Source organism: Kordiimonas pumila (genome assembly GCF_015240255.1).
Lineage (GTDB): Bacteria > Pseudomonadota > Alphaproteobacteria > Sphingomonadales > Kordiimonadaceae > Kordiimonas > Kordiimonas pumila.
Genome location: NZ_CP061205.1, coordinates 2,832,755 through 2,853,800, shown reverse-complemented (window position 1 = coordinate 2,853,800; position 21,046 = coordinate 2,832,755). Strand labels below are relative to the sequence as shown.

At 47.2% G+C, this 21,046-nt stretch carries 22 protein-coding genes; 18 read left to right on the top strand and 4 right to left on the bottom strand.

Translation table 11 applies throughout. The features are described from left to right. The first annotated feature begins 5 nt into the window (after positions 1-5). Together ICL80_RS12605 and tdh are read left to right on the top strand one after the other, a co-directional pair. Complete coding sequence (locus ICL80_RS12605) at positions 6-1,229, top strand: glycine C-acetyltransferase (RefSeq protein WP_194212793.1); 1,224 nt, start codon at positions 6-8, stop codon at positions 1,227-1,229. Then, positions 1,226-2,257 carry an L-threonine 3-dehydrogenase gene (gene tdh, locus ICL80_RS12600; protein ID WP_194212791.1) on the top strand — a complete coding sequence of 344 codons (1,032 nt, stop codon included), beginning with the start codon at positions 1,226-1,228 and terminating at the stop codon, positions 2,255-2,257. Before ICL80_RS12605 ends, tdh begins: the two co-directional genes overlap by 4 nt. Positions 2,258-2,260: 3 nt before the next feature. Here tdh and ICL80_RS12595 read toward each other — a convergent pair whose 3' ends face one another. After that, on the bottom strand, positions 2,261-3,355 hold the full coding sequence (locus ICL80_RS12595; protein ID WP_194212790.1) for a helix-turn-helix domain-containing protein: 1,095 nt from the start codon (positions 3,353-3,355) through the stop codon (positions 2,261-2,263). Between the two features lie 242 nt (positions 3,356-3,597). On the opposite strand from ICL80_RS12595, the gene dgcN reads away from it, so the two are divergent. From dgcN to ICL80_RS12570, 5 genes are all read left to right on the top strand, one after another. Continuing rightward, a complete protein-coding gene (dgcN, locus tag ICL80_RS12590; RefSeq protein WP_228073501.1) occupies positions 3,598-4,641 on the top strand; it encodes an N-acetyltransferase DgcN in 1,044 nt (347 codons plus the stop codon). Between the two features lie 5 nt (positions 4,642-4,646). Continuing rightward, complete coding sequence (dgcA, locus tag ICL80_RS12585) at positions 4,647-5,648, top strand: N-acetyl-D-Glu racemase DgcA (protein ID WP_194212786.1); 1,002 nt, start codon at positions 4,647-4,649, stop codon at positions 5,646-5,648. A gap of 103 nt (positions 5,649-5,751) precedes the next feature. Continuing rightward, positions 5,752-6,333 (top strand): TetR/AcrR family transcriptional regulator, encoded by a 582-nt coding sequence (locus tag ICL80_RS12580; RefSeq protein WP_194212784.1) that lies wholly within the window; start codon positions 5,752-5,754, stop codon positions 6,331-6,333. Positions 6,334-6,471: 138 nt separating this feature from the next. Next, complete coding sequence (locus ICL80_RS12575) at positions 6,472-8,223, top strand: CocE/NonD family hydrolase (protein WP_194212782.1); 1,752 nt, start codon at positions 6,472-6,474, stop codon at positions 8,221-8,223. 209 nt (positions 8,224-8,432) lie between these two features. After that, positions 8,433-9,482: a YncE family protein gene (locus ICL80_RS12570; RefSeq protein WP_194212780.1), complete on the top strand. Its 1,050-nt coding sequence runs from the start codon at positions 8,433-8,435 to the stop codon at positions 9,480-9,482. A 44-nt stretch (positions 9,483-9,526) separates the two neighbouring features. Here ICL80_RS12570 and ICL80_RS12565 read toward each other — a convergent pair whose 3' ends face one another. From ICL80_RS12565 to ICL80_RS12555, 3 genes are read right to left on the bottom strand one after another with little or no spacing between them, the layout of a single operon-like run. Continuing rightward, positions 9,527-10,093, bottom strand: coding sequence for a flavodoxin family protein (locus ICL80_RS12565; protein ID WP_194212778.1), 567 nt, complete (start codon positions 10,091-10,093; stop codon positions 9,527-9,529). A 13-nt stretch (positions 10,094-10,106) separates the two neighbouring features. Continuing rightward, a complete protein-coding gene (locus ICL80_RS12560; RefSeq protein ID WP_194212776.1) occupies positions 10,107-10,802 on the bottom strand; it encodes a pirin family protein in 696 nt (231 codons plus the stop codon). A 36-nt stretch (positions 10,803-10,838) separates the two neighbouring features. Continuing rightward, entirely contained in the window at positions 10,839-11,261 is a 423-nt protein-coding gene (locus ICL80_RS12555) for a DoxX family protein (protein ID WP_194212774.1), read from the bottom strand. Between the two features lie 126 nt (positions 11,262-11,387). On the opposite strand from ICL80_RS12555, the gene ICL80_RS12550 reads away from it, so the two are divergent. The 11 genes from ICL80_RS12550 to ICL80_RS12500 all read left to right on the top strand — a co-directional run bounded on the left by ICL80_RS12550 (position 11,388) and on the right by ICL80_RS12500 (position 20,929). Then, positions 11,388-12,287, top strand: a complete 900-nt coding sequence (locus ICL80_RS12550; RefSeq protein WP_194212772.1) for a LysR family transcriptional regulator — start codon at positions 11,388-11,390, stop codon at positions 12,285-12,287. Positions 12,288-12,364: 77 nt separating this feature from the next. Beyond that, positions 12,365-13,612: a Y-family DNA polymerase gene (locus tag ICL80_RS12545; protein WP_194212771.1), complete on the top strand. Its 1,248-nt coding sequence runs from the start codon at positions 12,365-12,367 to the stop codon at positions 13,610-13,612. After that, the gene (locus ICL80_RS12540) at positions 13,612-13,866 is read left to right on the top strand and encodes a hypothetical protein (RefSeq protein ID WP_194212770.1); all 255 of its coding nucleotides are present in this window, start codon (positions 13,612-13,614) and stop codon (positions 13,864-13,866) included. The genes ICL80_RS12545 and ICL80_RS12540 overlap by 1 nt, the downstream gene beginning before the upstream one ends. A 151-nt stretch (positions 13,867-14,017) precedes the next feature. After that, the gene (locus ICL80_RS12535) at positions 14,018-15,481 is read left to right on the top strand and encodes a Do family serine endopeptidase (RefSeq protein WP_228073500.1); all 1,464 of its coding nucleotides are present in this window, start codon (positions 14,018-14,020) and stop codon (positions 15,479-15,481) included. A 21-nt stretch (positions 15,482-15,502) separates the two neighbouring features. Beyond that, on the top strand, positions 15,503-16,840 hold the full coding sequence (locus tag ICL80_RS12530; protein ID WP_194212769.1) for a replication-associated recombination protein A: 1,338 nt from the start codon (positions 15,503-15,505) through the stop codon (positions 16,838-16,840). Then, on the top strand, positions 16,833-17,699 hold the full coding sequence (locus tag ICL80_RS12525) for a hypothetical protein (protein WP_194212768.1): 867 nt from the start codon (positions 16,833-16,835) through the stop codon (positions 17,697-17,699). The genes ICL80_RS12530 and ICL80_RS12525 overlap by 8 nt, the downstream gene beginning before the upstream one ends. Positions 17,700-17,717: 18 nt before the next feature. Continuing rightward, positions 17,718-18,095 carry a fluoride efflux transporter CrcB gene (gene crcB, locus ICL80_RS12520; RefSeq protein ID WP_194212767.1) on the top strand — a complete coding sequence of 126 codons (378 nt, stop codon included), beginning with the start codon at positions 17,718-17,720 and terminating at the stop codon, positions 18,093-18,095. Beyond that, complete coding sequence (locus ICL80_RS12515; RefSeq protein WP_194212766.1) at positions 18,092-19,096, top strand: RluA family pseudouridine synthase; 1,005 nt, start codon at positions 18,092-18,094, stop codon at positions 19,094-19,096. The genes crcB and ICL80_RS12515 overlap by 4 nt, the downstream gene beginning before the upstream one ends. A gap of 2 nt (positions 19,097-19,098) precedes the next feature. Then, on the top strand, positions 19,099-19,773 hold the full coding sequence (locus ICL80_RS12510) for an HAD-IA family hydrolase (RefSeq protein WP_194212765.1): 675 nt from the start codon (positions 19,099-19,101) through the stop codon (positions 19,771-19,773). 1 nt (position 19,774) lies between these two features. Next, entirely contained in the window at positions 19,775-20,218 is a 444-nt protein-coding gene (locus ICL80_RS12505; protein WP_194212764.1) for a hypothetical protein, read from the top strand. Positions 20,219-20,227: 9 nt separating this feature from the next. After that, the gene (locus tag ICL80_RS12500; RefSeq protein ID WP_194212763.1) at positions 20,228-20,929 is read left to right on the top strand and encodes an ATP12 family chaperone protein; all 702 of its coding nucleotides are present in this window, start codon (positions 20,228-20,230) and stop codon (positions 20,927-20,929) included. The last annotated feature ends 117 nt before the right edge of the window (positions 20,930-21,046 follow it).

Below are 21,046 nucleotides of genomic sequence, written 5' to 3'. Positions count from 1 at the left end.
CCTCTATGACGTTTACGCAAGATTTTATGGATGATGTATCAGTAACTCTTACTGAAATAAGGGGAGAGGGCCTCTATAAGCGCGAACGGGTAATTACTTCCCCGCAAGCGGCACAAATAGACGTTGAGACTGTATCGGGTGTAAAGAGCGTTCTCAATATGTGCGCAAATAACTACCTTGGGCTTGCAAATCACCCTGATTTGGCTGTTGCAGGCAAGGCTGCACTCGATAAATATGGATATGGCATTTCTTCTGTGCGTTTCATTTGCGGCACACAGGATGTGCACCGCCAGCTTGAATCCGAAATAGCGGATTTTTTAGGAATGGAAGATTCTATTCTCTATGCTGCCTGCTTTGATGCAAATGGTGGCCTGTTCGAGCCGCTTTTGGGCGAAGACGATGCTATTATTTCTGATGCGCTTAATCATGCTTCCATTATTGATGGCATACGGCTGTGCAAGGCAAAGCGCTATCGGTATGCCAATAATAATATGGCAGAGCTTGAGGCGCGCTTACAAGAGGCAGATGCAGCAGGTGCGCGGCATAAGCTAATAGCAACAGACGGTGTCTTTTCAATGGACGGCATCATCGCTGATCTTAAATCAGTGTGTGATTTAGCCGAAAAATACAATGCTATTGTGATGGTGGATGACAGTCATGCAACGGGCTTTACCGGAGTAGCAGGGCGCGGCACACCAGAACACTGCGGTGTTGAAGGGCGGGTGGATATTCTAACTGGAACACTTGGTAAGGCACTTGGCGGTGGCTCAGGTGGTTATATAGCAGCACGCAAAGAGATTATAGAACTGCTGCGTCAGCGTTCGCGGCCATACCTGTTTTCAAATGCTCTGCCTCCTGTAACGGCGGCGGTTGCCCTGAAAGCTCTTGAACTTGTACGCGGTGCAACAAACCGGCGTGCTCAACTCAAGGATAATGCTGTGCGCTTTCGCACGGGCATGGCACAAGCAGGTTTCACTCTTGTGCCTGGCGAACACCCGATTATTCCTGTGATGTTAGGCGATGCAAAAATTGCACAGAATATGGCCGAAGAACTTTTTGAACTGGGTATTTATGTTATCGGTTTTTTCTATCCTGTAGTACCAAAAGGGCAGGCGCGTATCCGTACTCAAATGTCGGCAGCCCATACTGAAGTAGATATTGATAAAGCTGTTGCTGCCTTCACAAAAGTGGGGAAAAAACTCGGTATTATTGACGGAGCAACATCATGAAGGCATTGGTGAAAGCAAAAGCGGAACAGGGTATTTGGCTGGAAGATGTACCACAGCCTAAAGTTGGACCGAATGATGTTCTGATCAAGATAAGTAAAACAGCGATTTGTGGTACTGACATCCATATTTATAACTGGGATGGGTGGGCACAGAAAAATGTCCCTGTTCCTATGGTTGTTGGCCATGAATATAGCGGCGTCATTGCCGAGGTGGGTAGTAATGTTACTGAAGTGCAGGTTGGGCAGCGGGTTTCAGGTGAGGGGCATATTGTTGGCCATAAAAGCCGTAACGCGCGTGCTGGAAAATTCCATCTCGACCCGGAAACGAAGGGTGTGGGTGTAAATCTGCCGGGTGCTTTTGCTGAATATTTAGTGCTGCCTGCTTTTAACGTAGTCGCCTTACCTGATAGCGTGCCCGATGAAATAGGGGCTATTCTTGACCCGCTCGGCAATGCTGTTCACACTGCACTGTCATACGACTTGGTTGGGGAAGATGTTCTGATAACAGGCGCTGGTGCTATTGGCATTATGGCGGCAGCTGTTGCTCGCCATGTGGGCGCACGTAATGTGGTGATCACAGATGTTAACCCTTTCAGGCTGCAGCTTGCATCAAAAGTAGCGGATGTGCGTACTGTGAATGTGCAGGAAGAAGACTTGCGCAGTGTAATGACCGAACTGCATATCGTGGAAGGTTTTGATGTTGGGCTGGAAATGAGCGGCACCAAAGCGGGGTTTGATGAAATGACCGATAGGCTGATGATGGGAGGGCGTATGGCTCTTTTAGGTTTGCCGTCAGCACCCTTTGAAACAGATTGGTCAAAAATTATTCTTAAAGCATTGAAACTTAAAGGTGTTTATGGCCGGGAAATGTTTGAAACTTGGTATAAAATGCTTGCGATGCTGGAATCTGGGTTGGATATAACACCTGTTATAACTCATCAATTTGCGGCCCGTGATTATCAACAGGCTTTTGATGCGATGCGCTCTGGCCTCTCAGGTAAGGTGGTGCTTGATTGGGCCGCTGTATAGCAACTAAGGCGCTTTTCTAAGATCGGTTGCAGACACTTTTATATCACTACGGCGTACCTCAATAGGGGATACGCCGTAAGCGGCTTTAAAAGCACGTGTGAAACTGGCCTGATGTCCATAGCCGGTTTCAAGGGCAATTTGTATCATGGACATCTCACTTGTTCGTATAAGGTTTAGGGCATATTCAAGCCGCATTTTTTCACGAACGTGAGCAACCGTATCACCGTAAAGCTGCTTGAAGCCAAGCTGTAATTTATGCCGTGACAGGTCAACCGCATAAGCAAGCTCCTCAATGTTTGGCCTGTCACTAAGAGAGCTTTGAATATAACGCTTTGCACGTTCTATACGGGCAAAATCCTTGGCTGTTAAAATTAACCCGGTCTGCGGATTACTAGACAGCTTAAAACCAGAAAAAACATGGCATAAGAGTTCGAGAGTTTTAGCCTTTAAAAAGGCACTGCGGTAGCTGCCTGTTAGCCTGCACTCGACCATTTGCGTAGCAACAAGCGCTTCCTCTCGCGTCATGGGGATATTGCGGCGTGCGAGTGGTGTTTTTTCCGTAAAGAAAGCTTGGATAGCCTCAGGGATATCTTGAGGTGACAAATGTGTTGCATCAAAAAAACAATCAGGGTCAATAATAACGGAGACCCATTTTAGCGTTCTTTTAGGGTCATAAACTGTTTCAAAAAAACCATCACTTTCAATACCGTAAAGCATACATGTACCTGTAGCGAAACCATCTTTTGTTTGGTTGCTGGCGGGCATTATGTCTATGTCTGCCTTGAGAACAGCCGACAGGACCAGCATGCCGCCAAAACTGTGTTGTCGAAGCATGACTTGCTCGGTGGTCATATCAACGATGATGATCCATAAGCCTGTTTCCAGTTCATAGAACTCAATGCCACCTTTGGCAAGTTGTGGCGCATAAATGTGTCGAAAACCCTTACAGCCAGAAATATCTTCATAATGGCCCGCAGCCCCTTTTGCGAGGAAGGTTTTGTTGCCTTTAATCTCAGCCATAAGGTCAAGCAGTGTAGGAATACTTCTTGTTACAGAGGTTGTTTCAAAGGATTGCTCAAGCGTCATGTTTTTTGGCACCTATTATCTTGCATTAAACCATTCAGATGAGAACCTGATTCCCCCTTTAATGCTTTTGGTCAGTATAGACTGGTATTTTATCGATTTGCACGGGCGGCAAGATCAAAATGCAAAAAAATGCTCCTTTAAGCTAAGACAGCAAGATGCGGTTGCTGTCATGATTATTCTAATGCAAGGCCTCATCTTATGTATGGGGCCTTTTTAAAATTGTAAAAGCAATGTTAGATTACAGGATATACATCATGGATAATTCTACTTTAGGGCAAGCAGGTATAGTAATTGCGGGCCCTTACCTGCTGTTTCTCGGGGATACTAAAAGTATACTTGAAGCAAAAACAGCAGCTGGTTTGGCTGAATGGCGTCCTGAGCTTTGTTTAGGGCAGTTCAGGCTTTCTGGTAGCGGTGTTGACCTGAATCTGCCTGAGATGACACCGATTGAAGCTGTGAAAAAAGGTGTAAAGTCTATGATTGTTGGTATAGCACCAGCAGGCGGAGCGATTGCAGGCCAGTGGATAACGGCGATTGTTGAGGCGATTGAAGCTGGGCTCGATATAGTGGCTGGTATGCATAGCAGGTTATCTGCTGTGCCCGAGATTGCTGATGCTGCCAAGAAGCATGGGGTACGTCTTATCGATGTGAGGCATTCTAATAATAGCTTTAATACAGGTACAGGTAAAAAGCGTACGGGTCGCCGTGTCTTAACTGTTGGTACGGACTGCGCTATTGGCAAAAAGTATGCGGCTCTTGCGCTTGAGAAAGCAATGAAGGAAAGAGGTTTTAATGCTGATTTTCGGGCAACTGGTCAAACAGGGATTATGATAGCTGGACGCGGTGTTGCGATAGATGCTGTTGTCTCTGATTTTATCGCGGGCGCTGCCGAATGGTTGTCGCCTGATAATACACCAGACCACTGGGATGTGATTGAAGGGCAGGGGTCATTGTATCATCCGGCTTATTCTGGTGTAACTTTGGGCCTTATACATGGTAGTCAACCAGACGCGCTTGTTATATGCCACGAGCCTGTGCGCGACCATATTTTGAGCGTAGAGGGTTACTCAATTCCAGACTTAAGAACATTTATTGACCTTAGCCTTACCGTCGCAAAAATCACGAACCCAAATGTTATTCCTGTTGGTGTAAGCATTAATACGTCACGTATGACAGTGGAAGAGGTGGAAAAAGCTGTTATAGAGATAGAAGCGGAAACAGGGTTGCCGTGTTGTGATCCTATCAGGCACGGTGCTGGTAAAATTGCGGATAATATGCAAAAACTATTCGGGAAATAGAGTTCATGTTTGAAAAACTAGGCAAGGTTAGGGGGCAAGTACGGTTTGAGGGCTGGGAGTTGGCCCGGCCCTTTAAAATAGCGCGCGGCATAGCAACCCATGTAGATCTTGTTATTGTTGAATTAACAGCTGGTGAGCTTAAAGGGTACGGTGAATGTTGCCCTGTGCCCCGCTACGGTGAAAGCTTGGATAGTGTTCTAGTACAGGTGCGTGAAACAATTGCCTTGATTGAAGCTGGAACAAGTTGGGATGAACTGCATGACACATTACCTGCGGGTGCTGCCCGAAATGCGGTTGACTGTGCCATGTGGGATTTGCTTGCAAAGGTAACCGGCATACCTGTTTGGTCATTAGCCGAGGTGCCTCCGCTTACGCCTGTTGAAACGGTTTATACCATTAGTTTGGATACCCCTTCCTTAATGGCGGCGCAGGCTGCAGGGGCTGGGGCACATAAGAACCTGAAAGTAAAGTTGGGTTCTGCGTTCGGTGATATGGACCGGATTAAGGCTGTTCGAGAAGTTGTGCCAAATGTAAGGTTGATTATCGATGCAAATGAAGGCTGGGAGCGCGACCAGCTTATTGAATATTTACCGATTCTAGCTGAACTTGATATTCAAATGGTTGAGCAGCCGTTACCGTCTGATCGCAATCACGAGCTTGCAGGCATAGAGAGAATTATCCCTGTTGGGGCTGACGAATCCTGCCATACCAGTGCTGATATTCCAGGGCTAATTGGTCTTTATGATGTGGTAAATATCAAATTTGATAAAACCGGTGGGTTAACTGAAGCCCTTCGTTTGTTTGCTACTGCAAAATCTGAAGGTTTCGATGTTATGGTTGGCTGTATGCTGGGGACATCACTTGCGATGGCGCCTGCAATGCTTATAGCGCCTCGTTGCCGTTTTGTTGATCTGGATGCACCACTCTTAATTGGTAAAGACAGGGCTTCTGGGCTTGTATATAACAACGGTACTGTAACACCGCCGCAGTCGAGCTTGTGGGGATAGTCATATCTGACATTTAGTTGACACAGGCTTTCTGTGTCAACTAAGGAAGCCATAGGTGTTTGCTTGGAGTGCCTAAGCTAAACATATGTGGAGTGATATAGAAATGCCCAAGCGTAGTGATGAATACATGCAGGAGCGCCGCGATCATATTTTGAAAGCGGCTGAATTTTGCCTGATTGAGTATGGCTATAGTAAAATGTCGGTTGCTGACATTTGTAAGGCAGCAGATATCAGTATGGGCGCACTTTATAAGCATTTCAAATGCAAAAAAGACATCTTGCTTGCTCTGATTGAAAGCTCTCTTACCGAACAGAAAGATATTAAGATCACTAGCCTTTCTGAATTAAGAGGGCTGATTTCCGAACGTATCGCATGTCTTGATCAGCAGGATGGGGAAAAAGTTGCAAAAGCAAACTTTGAACTGCTTTATATCTCACTGAATGATGACGAGTTAAGGCGCTATTCTACCCGTAATTTTCTGGAGTGGGAGAAGGTAATAACCCGGGCTTTAGGGGGGATGCAGAAAAGCGGGAATATCACGAGTGACTGCGATGCCGATCTGATTTCAAAACAGTTAAGTGCTGCGATGAATGGTTTGTGGCTGATGAAAGCTATTATGCCTGATGTACAGGGCAAAAGTTATTTGCCTGCCATTATTGCTCTTCTTGATGGCATTGACGCTTAAGCCCATAGCCCCAGAACATCTTTCTCTATATTTTGCAACTACAGTATTTTTTACAAATGGATTGACATTAAAAAGAAAGCGAGTACTTTCTTTTTATAATTTCTTTCAAAAAAGTAATGTCACGATCAGGAGCATAGAATGCAGTACAAGAGTAAGTGGGTGCATGCAGTTGTAGGTGTAGGGCTGTGTTTGTCTGGCTTTTCAGGGTCAGTTCTAGCAGCAGAAGTAAAGGCTCCAGAAGCCCCCGCACCTTATGAAGGAACGCAAAAATTTGGAATCAGAACGCCCATGCGCGATGGTGTTGAACTGGTATCAGATATGTGGATGCCTGATGACGGCGCGAAATATCCGGTTATTCTGATACGTACACCTTACGAAAAAACCCAGCCTTTTGGCCAGTATCCTGAATATGCACATTATTTTGTTAAAAATGGCTACGCATTTGTTGTGCAGGATGTGCGTGGGCGCGGGGATTCTGTGGGTAATTTTGGTTTCTTCTTTCAGGAAGCCGAAGATGGTTATGATACGGTGGAATGGATCGCCAAACAGCCGTGGTCTGATGGCCGTGTCTGTATGATGGGCGTATCATATCTTGGTACAGTTCAGTGGCTTGCAGCGAAAGAAACACCGCCGCATCTTAAATGCATTGCCCCAACATCGCCCGGGGGTAAATTTATGGATGAACTACCGTATTCTGGCGGTGCTTTTATGATGAGCTGGGCCTTGTTTTGGCTCAATGATACATCTGGCCATGATGGTCAGGGCGCTAACTCACTGACCATCAACTGGGATAAGGTGTTCCAGCACCGGCCACTTCTGACCATGGATGAGGCGATGGGCAGAAAAATGCCAATGTATAGGGATTTCCTCACACATTCTACGCTTGATGACTATTGGAAACGCATTCTTTTATCTAGGGAAGACTTTAGCAAAATTAATATTCCGATACTGAATATCACAGGTGCTTTTGATGGTGACCAGACGGGTACGCTTTATAACTGGGATGGCATCAGCGAATATTCCAAAGCTAAAAAAGATCAGTATCTGATCTTTGGACCATGGACACATGTCGAAAGCTATTTGGGCGGCAGCGATAAGGTTGGCAACGTTGTGTTACCTGAAAACTCAGTGATTAATAACAAAAAGGTTCATCTCGACTTTTTTGATCGTTACCTGAAGGAAACAAAAGACACTCTCGATATGCCGCGGGTACAGGTTTATGTGACTGGCCGTAATGAATGGCAGTATTTTGATGAGTATCCCGTGAAGTCTGCAAAAAATCAAAAACTTTACTTTGGAACAGGTGGTGCTCTTGGCAAAGAAACGAGCAAACAATCAGTCCCTGACACCTATGTTTATGACCCACAGAGTCCAGTGCCTCTTGACCTAATGAAACCGCTTTTTGGTATGGATCGTGCCGATGTACAGAAGCGAGATGATGTGCTGGTCTATAGCACAGAGGTACTCGATACGCCTGTTCAGATAATAGGCAAGGTGTTGGTTGACCTTTACGCAGCAACAGATGCAAAGGACACAGATTTTACAGCAGCCATTTCTGAAGTTTACCCAGACGGCAAAGCGGTTCTTCTTGGTGCAAAGCCAATTGGTATCATTCGGGCCCGCTATAAAGATGGTTTGGAGCAGGAAAAACTGATCACGCCTAATAAAATAGAGCATTATACAATTGACCTTGGCTATTTTGCTCATGAGTTTCAGCCGGGTAACAAGATCAGGATCGAGATTTCAAGCAGTGCTTATCCTATGTTCAACCCTAACCAGAATACGGGTAATCCGGTTGCAACAGACACCGAGTGGAAAATTGCAAACCAAACCATTTTCCACAATGCTCAATATCCATCTGCATTGATATTGCCGGTTATAGAAGAATAAAGGTAACAATCTTTAATATGATTCACCTTCCAAAGTGAAGCATGCGCCTGATAAGCAAGCTGTCAGTTTGTTGTCAGGCGCATATAGCTATGGACTAGTTTGTATATTATTTGGTCTTCATGCACATATTTTTGGCCCGCTTATAGAAGGCATGGCACATTAAAATGTGTATAATGCCAAGATTCAAACAACAGATGGTGAAAGAGTATATGATTAAAAAGATAGTTTATGGAACTGCGGCAGCACTCATCGCAGGTTTTGCGGTGTCTGTATCGGCATCTGATACTTTGTATAAGCTGGAACAATCAGCAACCCTCCCAAGTACTGATACCTACTGGGACTATATTAAGATGGAACCCGCTGGTAACCGGCTGTTTATGGCGCGTGTAAAAGATGGGCTGACAGTTTTTGATGTTGATGCAAACAAAGCTATCAAAACGGTTGAAAAATCTATCGGCGCGAATGGTCCGCTGCTACTGCCTGAATATAACCGAGGCTATGTGGCAATGACAGATGGCTCATTGTTGAGCTTTGACCTGAAAACGCTTGAGCCGATTAACCGCCTGCCGCTGGCATCTGATGGGGGCCTTAATAGTGCGATTTATGACCCTGCGACCCATAAGATCTATGCGATAACTGGTACGCGCAAGGAAAAGGCCACATGGTTTATTCTTGATGCAGCAACAGGTGAGTTACTGGAAGAGAAGGTTTTTCCATTCCGTAAGATGGATGATCCTGCGACAGATGGTCGAGGTATTCTTTTTGCGCCAGTACGCTATGATGATATTATCCTCAAGCTTGATTCAACGGCTGATTTCCGGGAAGTTGCACGCTGGGAAATGCCGTGCCATGTTTCAAAGGTACAGTATCAGAAAGCAACAAACAGGCTGTTTGCTGCATGTTTGGGCGATGAACCTATTTTCATGGCGCTGGATGCAGACACAGGCCGTGAAATTGCCCGTGTTCCCATAGGAAAAGGCCTTGATGCACTGGTGGTGGATGAAGCGCATAACCGGATTATCACATCAAACGGTACAGTTGGCAGCTTAACTGTTATTGAGCAAGAAGGTGCTGATGAGTATAGCCTTTTGGGGACTGTTGCAACGCGCCCTGGGGCACGCATGATGCACATTGATAACCGTACTGGTAATCTTTATGTGGTGTTCGCTGAATATACAGAGCCAGCAGGCATGGGTGATCATGATGACCCTGTCTATCATCCTGACAGTTTTACAGTGCTGACCTATAGCCCGCAGTAAATAACAAAGCGCCTGTCAGATTTTTCCGGCAGGCGCTTTTGGTTTTAGGAATGTAGTTTTTGCGCGAGAGTTGCAACGCGAATACCCAGCAGTTCGGCTGTTTTTAAGTCGCCAGATGGCGGTGTAATATCTGGTGCTGCGTTTTCTGACTGTGCCATTGCACCTAAAAATGAGCCGATCCGGTTAATGGCGTCTGCTTGACCCGGTTCGCCGTCAGGAGACTGGTTCATTTCAGCTTGTCCTACCCATATCATGCCATGCTGCATGGCAAAGATAGTCATTTGCATCAATGTGTTCAGTTTATCGCCACTCATGCTGTGTGAATTGGTGAAACCTGCGGCGATTTTGTCTTTCCAGTGCCGGTTAAACCAAGCACCTGACGAAGCATCCTGAAATGCTTTAAAGGGTGCAGAGGCAGATCCCATATAGGTTGGGGCACCAAAGATAATGGCATCCACATCTTTCAGGATATCCATGTTTGCGGTAGCGTCCTCTACTGTAACAAGGCTTGCGGTAATGCCGCTTACGCTTGCGGCACCTTTGTGTACGGCTTTTGCCTGAACTTCTGTATGGCCGTAGCCACTATGATAAACAATTGCAACTGTTGTCATGATGGTATCTCCTTTATGCTGCCGCTGGGGCATCAATAATTAAAATTTCTGTATCAGTTAGGGCGGTAATGGCGAGCGAGTTGGTATCTGTTACCTCGGCGCCGTCACCTTTTTTAAGGGTTGTGGTGTTTATCTGGGCTGAGCCTTCAGAGACGAGAATATAAGCCTGATGTTTCACGGAGTGAGTAAGGCTTGTGCCTGCCGTCAGACGACCACCATAAATCTGGGCATCCTGATGGATATAAAGCGGAGCATCATTGTTGCCTGAAACCAGAAGGGAAAGCTTGTCTGTCACAGGTTCTTTAGGGAACTGTTTCATATCCCAGCGCGGTATGACGCCTTTTTCAGAAGGCTCAATCCAGATTTGGTAGAGGTTGGTATCCTCGCTTTCCAGATTAAATTCTGAGTGAAAAATCCCTGTACCGGCACTCATAACTTGCAGATCACCAGCTTCGGTTCTGCCTACATTACCGGCACTGTCTTTATGGGTAATAGCCCCTTTTCGCACATAGGTGATAATTTCCATATCTCGGTGGGGGTGGGTATCAAAACCCGCGCCTGCTTTTACAATGTCGTCATTGATAACACGCAGGGTGCCAAATCCCTTACGAGAGGGGTTATAATAGCGGGCAAAGCTAAAGTGGTGTCGCGCATCAAGCCAGCCATGATCTGCGCGGCCAAGCTGTTCGTATGGATAAACTGTAATCATCACTGTCTCCTTTTGTTGTTAGTGGGCTTTACAGGCTTATGCCTGCAAAGCTTTGGGAATAAAGTTGTTGATGACAGGAAGGGTGCGTAGGGCATAGCTGCCGCTTCCTTGCAGGGCAACAATAGCAGCGAGAACGATGAGAAGGGCAGGAAACTCCCAGCCACCACCATTGTTACTGAAAACCCAGCCGTTACCAGCATGGACAGAAAGAGCCCCAAAGAGAAGGGGTAAGCTGAGTAGAGCCGCAAGCCTTGTATATAAACCTAGGAGGAGGGCTATGCCGCCGGCAACTTCACCGAAAACAGTCAGATATGCTGTAATAGGAGGTAGGCCGATGCTCGCAAAATAACCAACCGTTCCGGGTATGGTGAAAACAAATACTTTAAGCAAGCCGTGTGATAACAAGATCGTTCCAAGAGTTGCACGTAAGGCGAGGGCGCCGTGGTTTTGTGAGTTCATTTTTCATCTCCATATTTATGTGTTGTATTTCTGGTTTGTCTGTTTTGTTGAAACCACTTTATCCGTTCCTAAAAAAATGATAATACCAATATTAGTTATTTAATTAGTTCCAAATGGTTATTAATTATGGATCATATATCACGGGTTGGACTGTTTCTTGAGGTGGTAAAACACCAGAGCTTTGCAGGTGCTGCACGCAGCCTTGGTATGACAGGGCCTGCGCTTAGTAAGCAGGTGCAGGCGCTTGAGGACAGGCTTGGTGTGCGGCTTTTAAACCGTACAACGAGGCAAGTGACGTTAACCGAACAAGGTGCGCTCTATAGTGACCGGGCGCGCAAAGCGCTTGAGGATCTTGACGAAGCAGAGCGGCAATTACAGGAATTAAAGGCCTGCCCGACAGGAGTGTTGCGAGTGAATGCCCCCATGTCATTTGGCAAACAGCATTTATCTAAGCCGATCGCTGAATTTGCGGGTTGGTATCCTGATGTTGCTATGGAAATAGACTTTGATGACCGTCATATTGATATGATTGCGGAAGGGTATGATGTTGTGGTGCGTATTGGTGCCTTGAAGGATTCTTCCCTTATCGCCAGAAAAATAGCATCCTGCCCAATATTGCTCTGTGCAAGCCCCGGTTTTATCGAAAAATATGGCATGCCTAAAACGCCTGCCGATATTAGCCAGTATAGAGGTGTTATTTATACTCGGCACGGTACTCTGAATGATTGGCAATTTAAGGATAAAGCCGGAACTGTTGGCAGTGTTACCTTAAAAAAGAGCTTTGGGGCTAATAACGCAGCAATGATGCTAGAGGCTTGCCTGCAAGGTGTTGGGTTGGCAATGCTCCCTATCTTCACTGCGATTGAGCACCTTCAGTCTGGGGAGTTAGTTCAGCTTTTACCGGATTATACCAGTTGGCCAGAGCGTGGCATTTATGTGGTTTTCCCACAAAACAGGCATCAGTCAACAAAGGTACGCTTGTTTGTCGACTGGTTGACAGAGGTAGGAAAAAGCCTGCCTTGGTAGGGTTTTAGTATTTGCCTCTTTACATTTTGTTCTTTATTTGTTCTCATTATGGAGTGGCGGTTAAGAGTCGGTCCAGAATGAGAAAACCTGAAACAATCGAATATATGTATTTAGACTTTGATGGCTTTTTTGCCGCCGTTGAAGAACAAAGAAACCCGGCCCTTCACGGTAAGCCTGTGGGGGTGTTGCCGTTTGCGGGTACCACAGCAACCAGCCTGATTGCGGCAAATGTGCTGGCAAAAAAGCAGGGTGTTAAAATGGGTATGAAGGTGCGTGAGGCCCGTGCTGTGTGCCCCGGTATTCATCTGGTGCCACAGTCCCCTGACCTGTACGAGCAAATGCACAGAAAACTGCTACTATTAATAGAGCAGGAAATACCCATTACATCGGTGTGTAGCATTGATGAGTTAACATGCCGGCTTGATGACCATGATATTGCCGCGCCAGAGGCGCTTGCTGCCCGTATCAAGGCACGGATAAGGAAAGGCGTTGGCCCCTATATTACCTGTTCTATTGGCATGGCGGCCAATGCGCAGCTTGCAAAAATAGCAGGCGAAATTAACAAGCCTGACGGCTTGACTATTTTACACCCTCAAGATTTACCCGGCCCTTTGTTAGGGTTAGGAATAGGCGATATACCGGGTGTAGGTAGTGGTATGCGCAAGCGGCTTATTGATGCAAAGCTCTGGACCGTTGAAGCCCTTTGGAACACGCAGCCAAAGCAGCTGCGAGCCATATGGGGGAATGTGTCTGGTGAACGTTTTTGGTATGCGCTGCATGGCTATGCTTTGCAGTCAGAAGCCGCAGAGCGCAGCATGTTTGGTCACGGCAGGGTTTTGCCGCCAGATTGGCGTAACCTTGAACGGGCTATTGAGGCGGGCAGGCTATTAACGGTGAAGGCAGCCCGTAGGCTAAGACGCAGTGGCTATACAGCGCGGAAATTTGGTCTTTATCTTAAAATGCCTGAACGTCGCTGGTTTGCAGAGCATTATATGGGGGACATCAGCGATGATCATTCTGCCCTTAAGGCTTTGCACGCTCTGGCTGATGAAGCAAAGCAGGCTTTGCCGTCTCGAGCCTCTATCCTTAGTTTATCTGTGTCACTTTATGGCCTGTCGCATAGAAGTGCTGTGCAGCATGATATGTTTCTGAATCAAAAAGCCGAAACAGGGCGTTGGGCTGCTCTTGCCGATACAGTGGATGCGTTGAATGGGCGCTATGCAAAAACAGTGGTCAGCATGGGTGCATGGGCGGATGTCCCGGGCGGGTATGCGGGGGGTAAAATAGCTTTTGGTAGGGTGCCTGATATGGAGGATTTTTGGTGATGTATAGCTATAATAAAGATCTTCAATTAATTGATTATAAAGATGGATATAGGTTTAGAATAAAGTGTAAATCATGCGGGTATGGTTCATATATTGTACCCGAAGAACTACTCACTATGCAAGGCCTGCATCGCACCATGTATCTGGATGAAGTCGCTGAGCAGCTTCTGTGTAGGCAGTGTAAAAAAGCAGGCGCTGAAATAACCCCTATTATTTTGGCACGCCAACATCATTTTGTTGGTGGCATGGTATAGCTTGCCTTATGAGTGCCGTTTTTTCCTGAAAGGTGAAGAAAGACTGTTAAATCGATATTTCAGTTCCTACATTAAAGGCCTGAACGCTTGCACGAAAGGCTGGCGTCCGTCATAACAGAGCAGATCATAGAGACTTAGGAGTGTGGACCTGATGAAACTGTTACAAAAGCTTACTCTTGTACTTGCGACCATAGGGATGGGAATCTGGCATGGATATGCCGGTGCGCAGGCAGAAACAGAGAGTGTTCGTGTGCTTCCAGCATCAGAAGGTCAGGTTATGTTGTCGTATGCCCCGGTGGTGAAAGGGGTGGCGCCAGCAGTCGTCAATATTTATACAAAAAAAATTGTTAGAAGCAGGCGCTCTGCCATGTTTGATGACCCGCTTTTTCAACGGTTTTTTGGCGATAATTTCAGCTTTGGAAGCCCGAAAGAGCGTGTTCAAGGTTCGCTGGGGTCTGGTGTTGTTGTACGGGAAAACGGCGTGATCGTAACCAATAACCATGTGGTTGAAGGTGCAGATGAAATTAGGGTTGTCCTTGCAGACAGGCGCGAATTTGATGCAGAAGTGGTCCTGACAGACCCGCGCACAGATATTGCTATTTTGAAGATAGATGTTGGTGATGCACCGCTCCCCACCATTAAAATAGCAGATTCAGAAGATGTTCAGGTGGGTGATATTGTTCTTGCTATTGGTAACCCGTTTGGCGTGGGTCAAACGGTAACCAGTGGCATTGTTTCTGCAACCGCACGCACCCAGCAGGGTATCTCCGATTTTGGCTTTTTTATTCAAACCGATGCAGCAGTAAACCCCGGTAACTCTGGTGGTGCCCTTGTGGGTATGCACGGCGATTTGCTGGGTATTAACACGGCCATTTACAGCCGAACAGGGGCCTCTAATGGTATTGGCTTTGCTATTCCGGCGAACATGGTGAAATCTGTGTTGCGGGCTGCGCTGAACGAAGGCCAACTAACACGGCCTTGGCTTGGAATTAAAGGTCAGTCTGTGACTAATGAACTGGCACAGGGCCTTGGCCTTGATCGCGCTGGCGGTGTATTGATCGATGCCGTTTATCCTGGTAGCCCCGCAGAGAGTGCAGGCTTGATGTCAGGGGATGTTATTATGGCTGTTGCAGGTAAAGAGGTTGTGGATGAAGGTGGTCTTAACTTCCGTATTGCAACGCTTGAAAATGGTGAAAGTGTCTCTGTTGTTGTGCTTTCTGGCGGGATGCTGAAAGAAGATCAGGTTGTCCTTGCTTTGCCACCGGAAGACCCTGCTCGCGATTTGACAAAACTGGATGGTAGGCACCCGTTCCAAGGTGTTTCTATTGCTAATCTTTCACCTCGATTTAATGATGAACTCCAGATAGACCCTTTCCTCAAGGGGGTTGTGGTACTGGAACTGGAAGATAGAACGCCAGCTGCCCGTTGGCAGTTCTTATTGCCGGGGGATATTTTACTGTCGCTGAATGGTATGAGCATTAGAAGTGTTGCAGATGTAGCTGGTGCTCTTGAAGAAGATGCGGCGGAGTATGTCTATCAGTTCCAGCGCAGGGGCAGGGTGCGGCAGTGCCAGATTGTGCCGAACGGGTCTTTCCGCTGCGCAGACGTGCGATAAGTCAAGCAGAGGGGCAAACTGTTGAGCGATCTTTTTGGATCACCTGAGGCTCTGGAAAAAGGCAATACGGCGCGCCCCCTTGCTGACAGGCTACGACCAGCTACGATTGGCGAAGTTGTAGGTCAAGACCACCTGTTAGGCCCAGAGGGTGCCCTTGGGCGTATGGTGGCTTCTGGGCGAATAAGCTCCCTTGTTTTATGGGGACCACCGGGCACGGGTAAAACCACCATCGCCCGCTTGCTTGCGAACCATGCCGATTTGGCCTTTGAGCAGATATCAGCGATTTTCTCAGGTGTTGCTGACCTGAAAAAAGTGTTTGAGGCCGCAAAAGCCCGGCGAATGAATGGCCGAAGCACACTTTTATTTGTAGATGAAATTCACAGGTTTAACCGGTCGCAGCAGGATAGCTTTCTGCCTCATGTTGAAGACGGCACGATAACGCTGATTGGGGCAACAACCGAAAACCCGTCTTTTGAAATCAATAGCGCCCTGCTTTCCAGAATGCAGGTGTTGGTGCTGAACCGTCACGGTGATGAAGCACTCGATGAATTAATAACCCGCGCTGAAGCCGAAATGCAGGCCCCGTTGCCGCTAACGGATGATGCCCGCATGACACTAAAGGCCATGGCAGACGGCGATGGTCGATTTTTACTGAACTGTATTGAAACACTTTACAGCCTTGCTGCAAATGAAAGGCTGGACACCCCGTCTCTTGGGCGTTTACTGCAAAGGCGTGCCCCTTCTTACGATAAAGACAGGGACGGCCACTATAATCTTATTTCCGCGCTCCATAAATCGCTGAGGGGGTCAGACGCTGACGCGGCTTTATACTGGCTTGCACGTATGCTGACAGCAGGGGAGGACCCGATGTATATCATTCGGCGGCTAGTAAGGTTTGCAAGTGAAGATGTGGGTATGGCTGACCCGCAAGCTATAACACAGGCGCTGGCGGCAAAAGATACGTACGAGTTTCTCGGTAGCCCTGAAGGGGAACTTCAGATTGCACAGGCGGTAATATACTTAGCAACGGCGCCAAAATCTAACGCTGCCTATGTTGCTGAAAAAGCAGCGAAATCAGCTGCGAAAAGAACAGGGAGCCTGATGCCACCTGCCCATATTCTAAACGCCCCAACAAAGCTTATGAAAGATGTGGGGTATGGTAAGGGCTATGCTTACGACCACGATACAGAGACTGGCGTTTCAGGGCAAAATTATTTCCCGGACGATATGGAGCGGCAAGGGTTTTATAAGCCTGTAGAACGTGGTTTTGAGCGTGATATTATGAAACGTATGCAGTATTTTGAGCGGATTCGGGCTGAATATGCTGTGAATGCGGCTTCTAAGCTTGGAAATGAGTGAATTTACCCATTTTGTTGGTATTGACTGGTCTGGCGCACGAGGCGTACGCCATGCTGGTATTGCTGTTGCCATCTGTGACGGCCACGGCAAGCATCCACGCTTGGTTACTCCGCCAAGTGGCAAGCGAAGCTGGTCACGGCAGGAATGTGCTAACTGGATTGCCAGAAGCTGTGACCTTGAAGGGTCAACGAGGATATTAGTAGGCTTTGATTCTGCCTTTTCTTTGCCGTTTGTAGATGATGGTTCTTTCTTGCCAAATATTGGCATGGAAACGGCGATAGAACTATGGCTGTATGTTGATCAACTGTGCGTAGAGGCGAATGATTTGTTTGGTGGCGCTTTTGCAGAATGCTTCGCAGATTATTACTTACGCCCGGGCAATCGAGGCAGATATTATACGCGCCGCATGAGGGTGACAGAAAATGTCGCCGTAGCAAGTGGTGCTGGACCATGTGAAAGCGTGTTCCATCTTATTGGTCCTAGTCAGGTTGGGCTTTCAGGCCTTTCGACCATACGGCTATTACATTCTCTGCGTGACCTTACAGGCATTGCTGTTTGGCCTTTTCAGGATGTAGAAAAGGCATCGACCGTTTTAGTCGAGATTTATGCCGCCGCGTTTGCGGCAATGGGTGGGCATCGGGGCAAGATACGCGACAGGGATAGCCTTAAGGCCATACTGGCAAGCCTTGGTTCCACTGGTGTTCTTGCGGCGGATACTGTGCGGGATGACCACACCGCAGATGCTATTGTGACATCAGCAGGGCTTCGGGCGATAGCCCATGAAAGCAAATACTGGAATCCAGATGGGCTTTCCTCTATGGTGCGCGGCACAGAAGGCTGGATTTTTGGTATTAACTGACGATTAGAGGGCAGGCTCATGCAGATGTTACTGGCGATTGCAGCAGGTGGTGCAACGGGTGCGCTGGCACGCCATTTTGTAGCGAGCCACATTACAAAAGTGCTCGGCTTTGGTTTTCCGTATGGTACGTTTGCTGTTAATATGATTGGTAGCCTTCTAATGGGCGTGTTGATTACACTATTCGCTTTAAAGTTTGATGCAACACCAGCCCTTAGAGGATTTTTGACCGTAGGTTTACTTGGCAGCTTTACAACATTTTCCACCTTTTCGTTGGAAGGTGCTCTTCTTGTGCAGCGTGGTGATTGGTCTGGTGCTGCTTTATATATGTTTGGGTCGCTCGTTGTTGGGCTGGCCTGTCTTTTTGCTGGTATGTGGCTTGGTAGGGTTTTGTTATGAGTGGTGTTCAGAATATAGAAGTGAAGGCTGATGATGCTGGCGTTAGAATAGACCGCTGGTTCAAACGGCATTTTCCCGATGTTGGTTTTGGCCAACTACAAAAAATTATGCGTAAGGGGGAAGTGCGGCTTGACGGCAAGCGTGTGAAGGGCAGTGAGCGTGTGGAAGCTGGGCAAATTATCAGGGTCCCCCCGATTGGTGACACTGCATATGGCACATCGCACACAGGTGGCACACATGGCGCAGAAATGGCACAAAAACGGCACACTTTTTCTGATAAGGAAAGGGCCGAAGTTGAAAGCTGGGTCTTGTATAAAGATGATGATGTAATAGCATTAAATAAACCGGCAGGCTTGCCAACACAAGGTGGGACGGGGCAAACCCGACACCTGGACGGTATGCTTGATATGCTGCGCTATGGTGCCAGCAGCAGGCCGCGCCTTGTACACCGGCTAGACAAGGATACATCAGGTGTTTTACTGCTTGGCCGAAGCGCAAACGCCGCTGGCGCGCTAGCTGCCTCTTTTAAAAGCCGTGAGACTGATAAGCGCTATTTTGCGCTGGTTATGGGCTTGCCAAATCCGCAGGATGGCCGGATCAAACTTATGATGGAAAAGGCGCCAATTAAAGGCAATGAACGCATGATTGTTACGCCAGACGGCAAGCATTCCATAACAGATTATAAGGTGGTCGAGCATGCTGGCCATGAGGCATCGTGGCTGGCCTTGAAGCCGCACACGGGCCGTACACATCAGCTTCGCCTGCACTGTGCTGAAATGGGGCACCCTATTGTTGGGGATGGTAAGTACGGCGGTGCAGATGCATTTTTAGCGGGTAGCATTTCAAAAAAAATGCACCTTCATAGCCGGTTTGTAACTTTCCCGCACCCAGATGGGGGCATGCTTACAGTAACAGCCCCACTTTCACCGCATATGGCTGAAACCTTTGATACATTGGGTTTTGAACTAAATTCATATGTGGATGAGTTGCTGGAGGACTAAGGGTGGCTTCGTATAACAAACTGGTTATTTTTGATTGCGATGGTACGCTTGTTGATAGTCAGCACCTGATTGTGCGGTCTATGCAGCAAACATTTATGGAAGCTGGATTGCCTACGATTGCAGATGACACTGTCAGGTCGATTGTTGGCCTTAGCCTGCAAGACGCGATTGCTGTTTTAACACCGCAGGAAAGCACAACAATGCATGCTGCACTTACGGAAGATTATAAGCGCATATATTACCGTTTGAGAGTTGAGTTGGCATCTGGGCCAGATCCTTTGTATGATGGGACGCGGGAAGCATTGACCGCCCTTGGTGAGGCAGGTTTTTTACTCGGTATTGCGACAGGTAATTCTATTCGTGGGTTAGAGCGCATTCTAAAAGAACATGATTTAACGGATATGTTTATTAGCCTTCAGACCGCTGATGGCCACCCATCCAAGCCACACCCATCCATGATACAAAAAGCGATTGCGGAAGCAGGCTCTGCACCAGAATATACTGTTATGGTTGGAGACACGAGTTATGACATGATGATGTCGGCTAGAGCTGGCGTTGCAGGGCTTGGCGTTGTGTGGGGTTACCATAGCACGGATGAGTTACTAAAGGCTGGCGCCCGGCATATTGTTAACCACTATGATGAAATACCGGATATTATAACAGGATGGATCGCATAGGATGAAAAAGCCCCATGAGCCGACGCTTCAAGATGAAGCCAAAACACCGCGAGTGGGGTTTCTTATTGCGGCAGGTGGTGTTAGTGCCCTTGCTTTGACGGCGTACTTGTTTGAAGAAACGATTATTACCACGACACGTGGTGGTTCTATGGCATTTGCCGTTATCCTGATTTTTTTGGTTTTATTGGCGCTGGTTTTAGTGCTGTGTTACCGAAACCCTAGAATAGGTAACAGATTACTGGGCTATGACGTTGTGATTGTTAATCCGGATAAGAAAATAAAATCAGACGTTCAGTATTCAGGTGGTTTTAAATCTGAAAGCGGTTTAGAGACAAAACGCATGAATAGCAAACGCAAACAGGCGCGTTATTCGCGGCGAAAACTTGCTGAGACAACACGCCAAATGCAGCAAGAGAAACCGTCTGAAGATAAAAAAGATAGTTAGTGATAATAGATGAAGCGATTTTATAAAAGCACCTCAGTTGTAGTGGCGGAAAAGGGCTATGAGGTAAAGTTGGATGATAAAACTTTAAAAACGCCAGCGAAAAATGCCCTTTTGATGCCGACTAAAGCGCTTGCACATAAGGTGGCTGAAGAGTGGCAGCAGCAGCAAGACCGTATTGACCCAGAAACAATGCCTCATATGCGGTTAGTGAGTACGGCAATTGATAGAATTGCCCCACAGTTTGATAGTGTTGCAAGTGAGATTGCTGCATTCGGTGCAACAGACTTGCTCTGTTATAGAGCAGAAGAGCCTTATGAACTTGCTGTGCGCCAGCAAGAGCAATGGGAGCCATATCTGGATTGGCTGGAAGACCATGTAGGTGTTCGCTTGGTTGCTACAAAAGGCATTATGCCAATTCAGCAAGATAAGAAGACCCTGAATGCGTTGTCAGAATATGTTCAGTCGTACACTATATATGAGTTGGCGGCTTTGCACGGCTTTGTTAATGGGTTTGGTTCATTGGTGTTAGGGCTAGCTTTTATGAATGGTTTCCGTGACTTTGATACAATATGGAAGACAAGCCTTGTTGATCAACTGTATCAGGAAGAGCAATGGGGCGAAGACTGGGAAGCTACGGAAAAGCGCACCAGAACCTATAATGACCTACAAGCAAGTGGTACATTCCTTACACTCTTAAAAGCAGCGCCCTAATGGCACGGCCTTTACCGAAAGATGTTGAGCTTCAGATAGCGCATACGGCGAAGCGAAGCGAGATCCGCTCCGTTGCTGTTTTTGCTTTTATCCTGGGAGGAATTGCGGGCTTTGGTG

Bases quoted from the DNA above. Each gene is read 5' to 3' on its own strand.
- ICL80_RS12605 (WP_194212793.1), top strand. From the start codon at position 6: ATGACGTTTACGCAAGATTTTATGGATGATGTATCAGTAACTCTTACT.
- tdh (WP_194212791.1), top strand. From the start codon at position 1,226: ATGAAGGCATTGGTGAAAGCAAAAGCGGAACAGGGTATTTGGCTGGAA.
- dgcN (WP_228073501.1), top strand. From the start codon at position 3,598: ATGGATAATTCTACTTTAGGGCAAGCAGGTATAGTAATTGCGGGCCCT.
- dgcA (WP_194212786.1), top strand. From the start codon at position 4,647: ATGTTTGAAAAACTAGGCAAGGTTAGGGGGCAAGTACGGTTTGAGGGC.
- ICL80_RS12580 (WP_194212784.1), top strand. From the start codon at position 5,752: ATGCCCAAGCGTAGTGATGAATACATGCAGGAGCGCCGCGATCATATT.
- ICL80_RS12575 (WP_194212782.1), top strand. From the start codon at position 6,472: ATGCAGTACAAGAGTAAGTGGGTGCATGCAGTTGTAGGTGTAGGGCTG.
- ICL80_RS12570 (WP_194212780.1), top strand. From the start codon at position 8,433: ATGATTAAAAAGATAGTTTATGGAACTGCGGCAGCACTCATCGCAGGT.
- ICL80_RS12565 (WP_194212778.1), bottom strand. From the start codon at position 10,093: ATGACAACAGTTGCAATTGTTTATCATAGTGGCTACGGCCATACAGAA.
- ICL80_RS12560 (WP_194212776.1), bottom strand. From the start codon at position 10,802: ATGATTACAGTTTATCCATACGAACAGCTTGGCCGCGCAGATCATGGC.
- ICL80_RS12555 (WP_194212774.1), bottom strand. From the start codon at position 11,261: ATGAACTCACAAAACCACGGCGCCCTCGCCTTACGTGCAACTCTTGGA.
- ICL80_RS12550 (WP_194212772.1), top strand. From the start codon at position 11,388: ATGGATCATATATCACGGGTTGGACTGTTTCTTGAGGTGGTAAAACAC.
- ICL80_RS12545 (WP_194212771.1), top strand. From the start codon at position 12,365: ATGAGAAAACCTGAAACAATCGAATATATGTATTTAGACTTTGATGGC.
- ICL80_RS12540 (WP_194212770.1), top strand. From the start codon at position 13,612: ATGTATAGCTATAATAAAGATCTTCAATTAATTGATTATAAAGATGGA.
- ICL80_RS12535 (WP_228073500.1), top strand. From the start codon at position 14,018: ATGAAACTGTTACAAAAGCTTACTCTTGTACTTGCGACCATAGGGATG.
- ICL80_RS12525 (WP_194212768.1), top strand. From the start codon at position 16,833: ATGAGTGAATTTACCCATTTTGTTGGTATTGACTGGTCTGGCGCACGA.
- crcB (WP_194212767.1), top strand. From the start codon at position 17,718: ATGCAGATGTTACTGGCGATTGCAGCAGGTGGTGCAACGGGTGCGCTG.
- ICL80_RS12515 (WP_194212766.1), top strand. From the start codon at position 18,092: ATGAGTGGTGTTCAGAATATAGAAGTGAAGGCTGATGATGCTGGCGTT.
- ICL80_RS12505 (WP_194212764.1), top strand. From the start codon at position 19,775: ATGAAAAAGCCCCATGAGCCGACGCTTCAAGATGAAGCCAAAACACCG.
- ICL80_RS12500 (WP_194212763.1), top strand. From the start codon at position 20,228: ATGAAGCGATTTTATAAAAGCACCTCAGTTGTAGTGGCGGAAAAGGGC.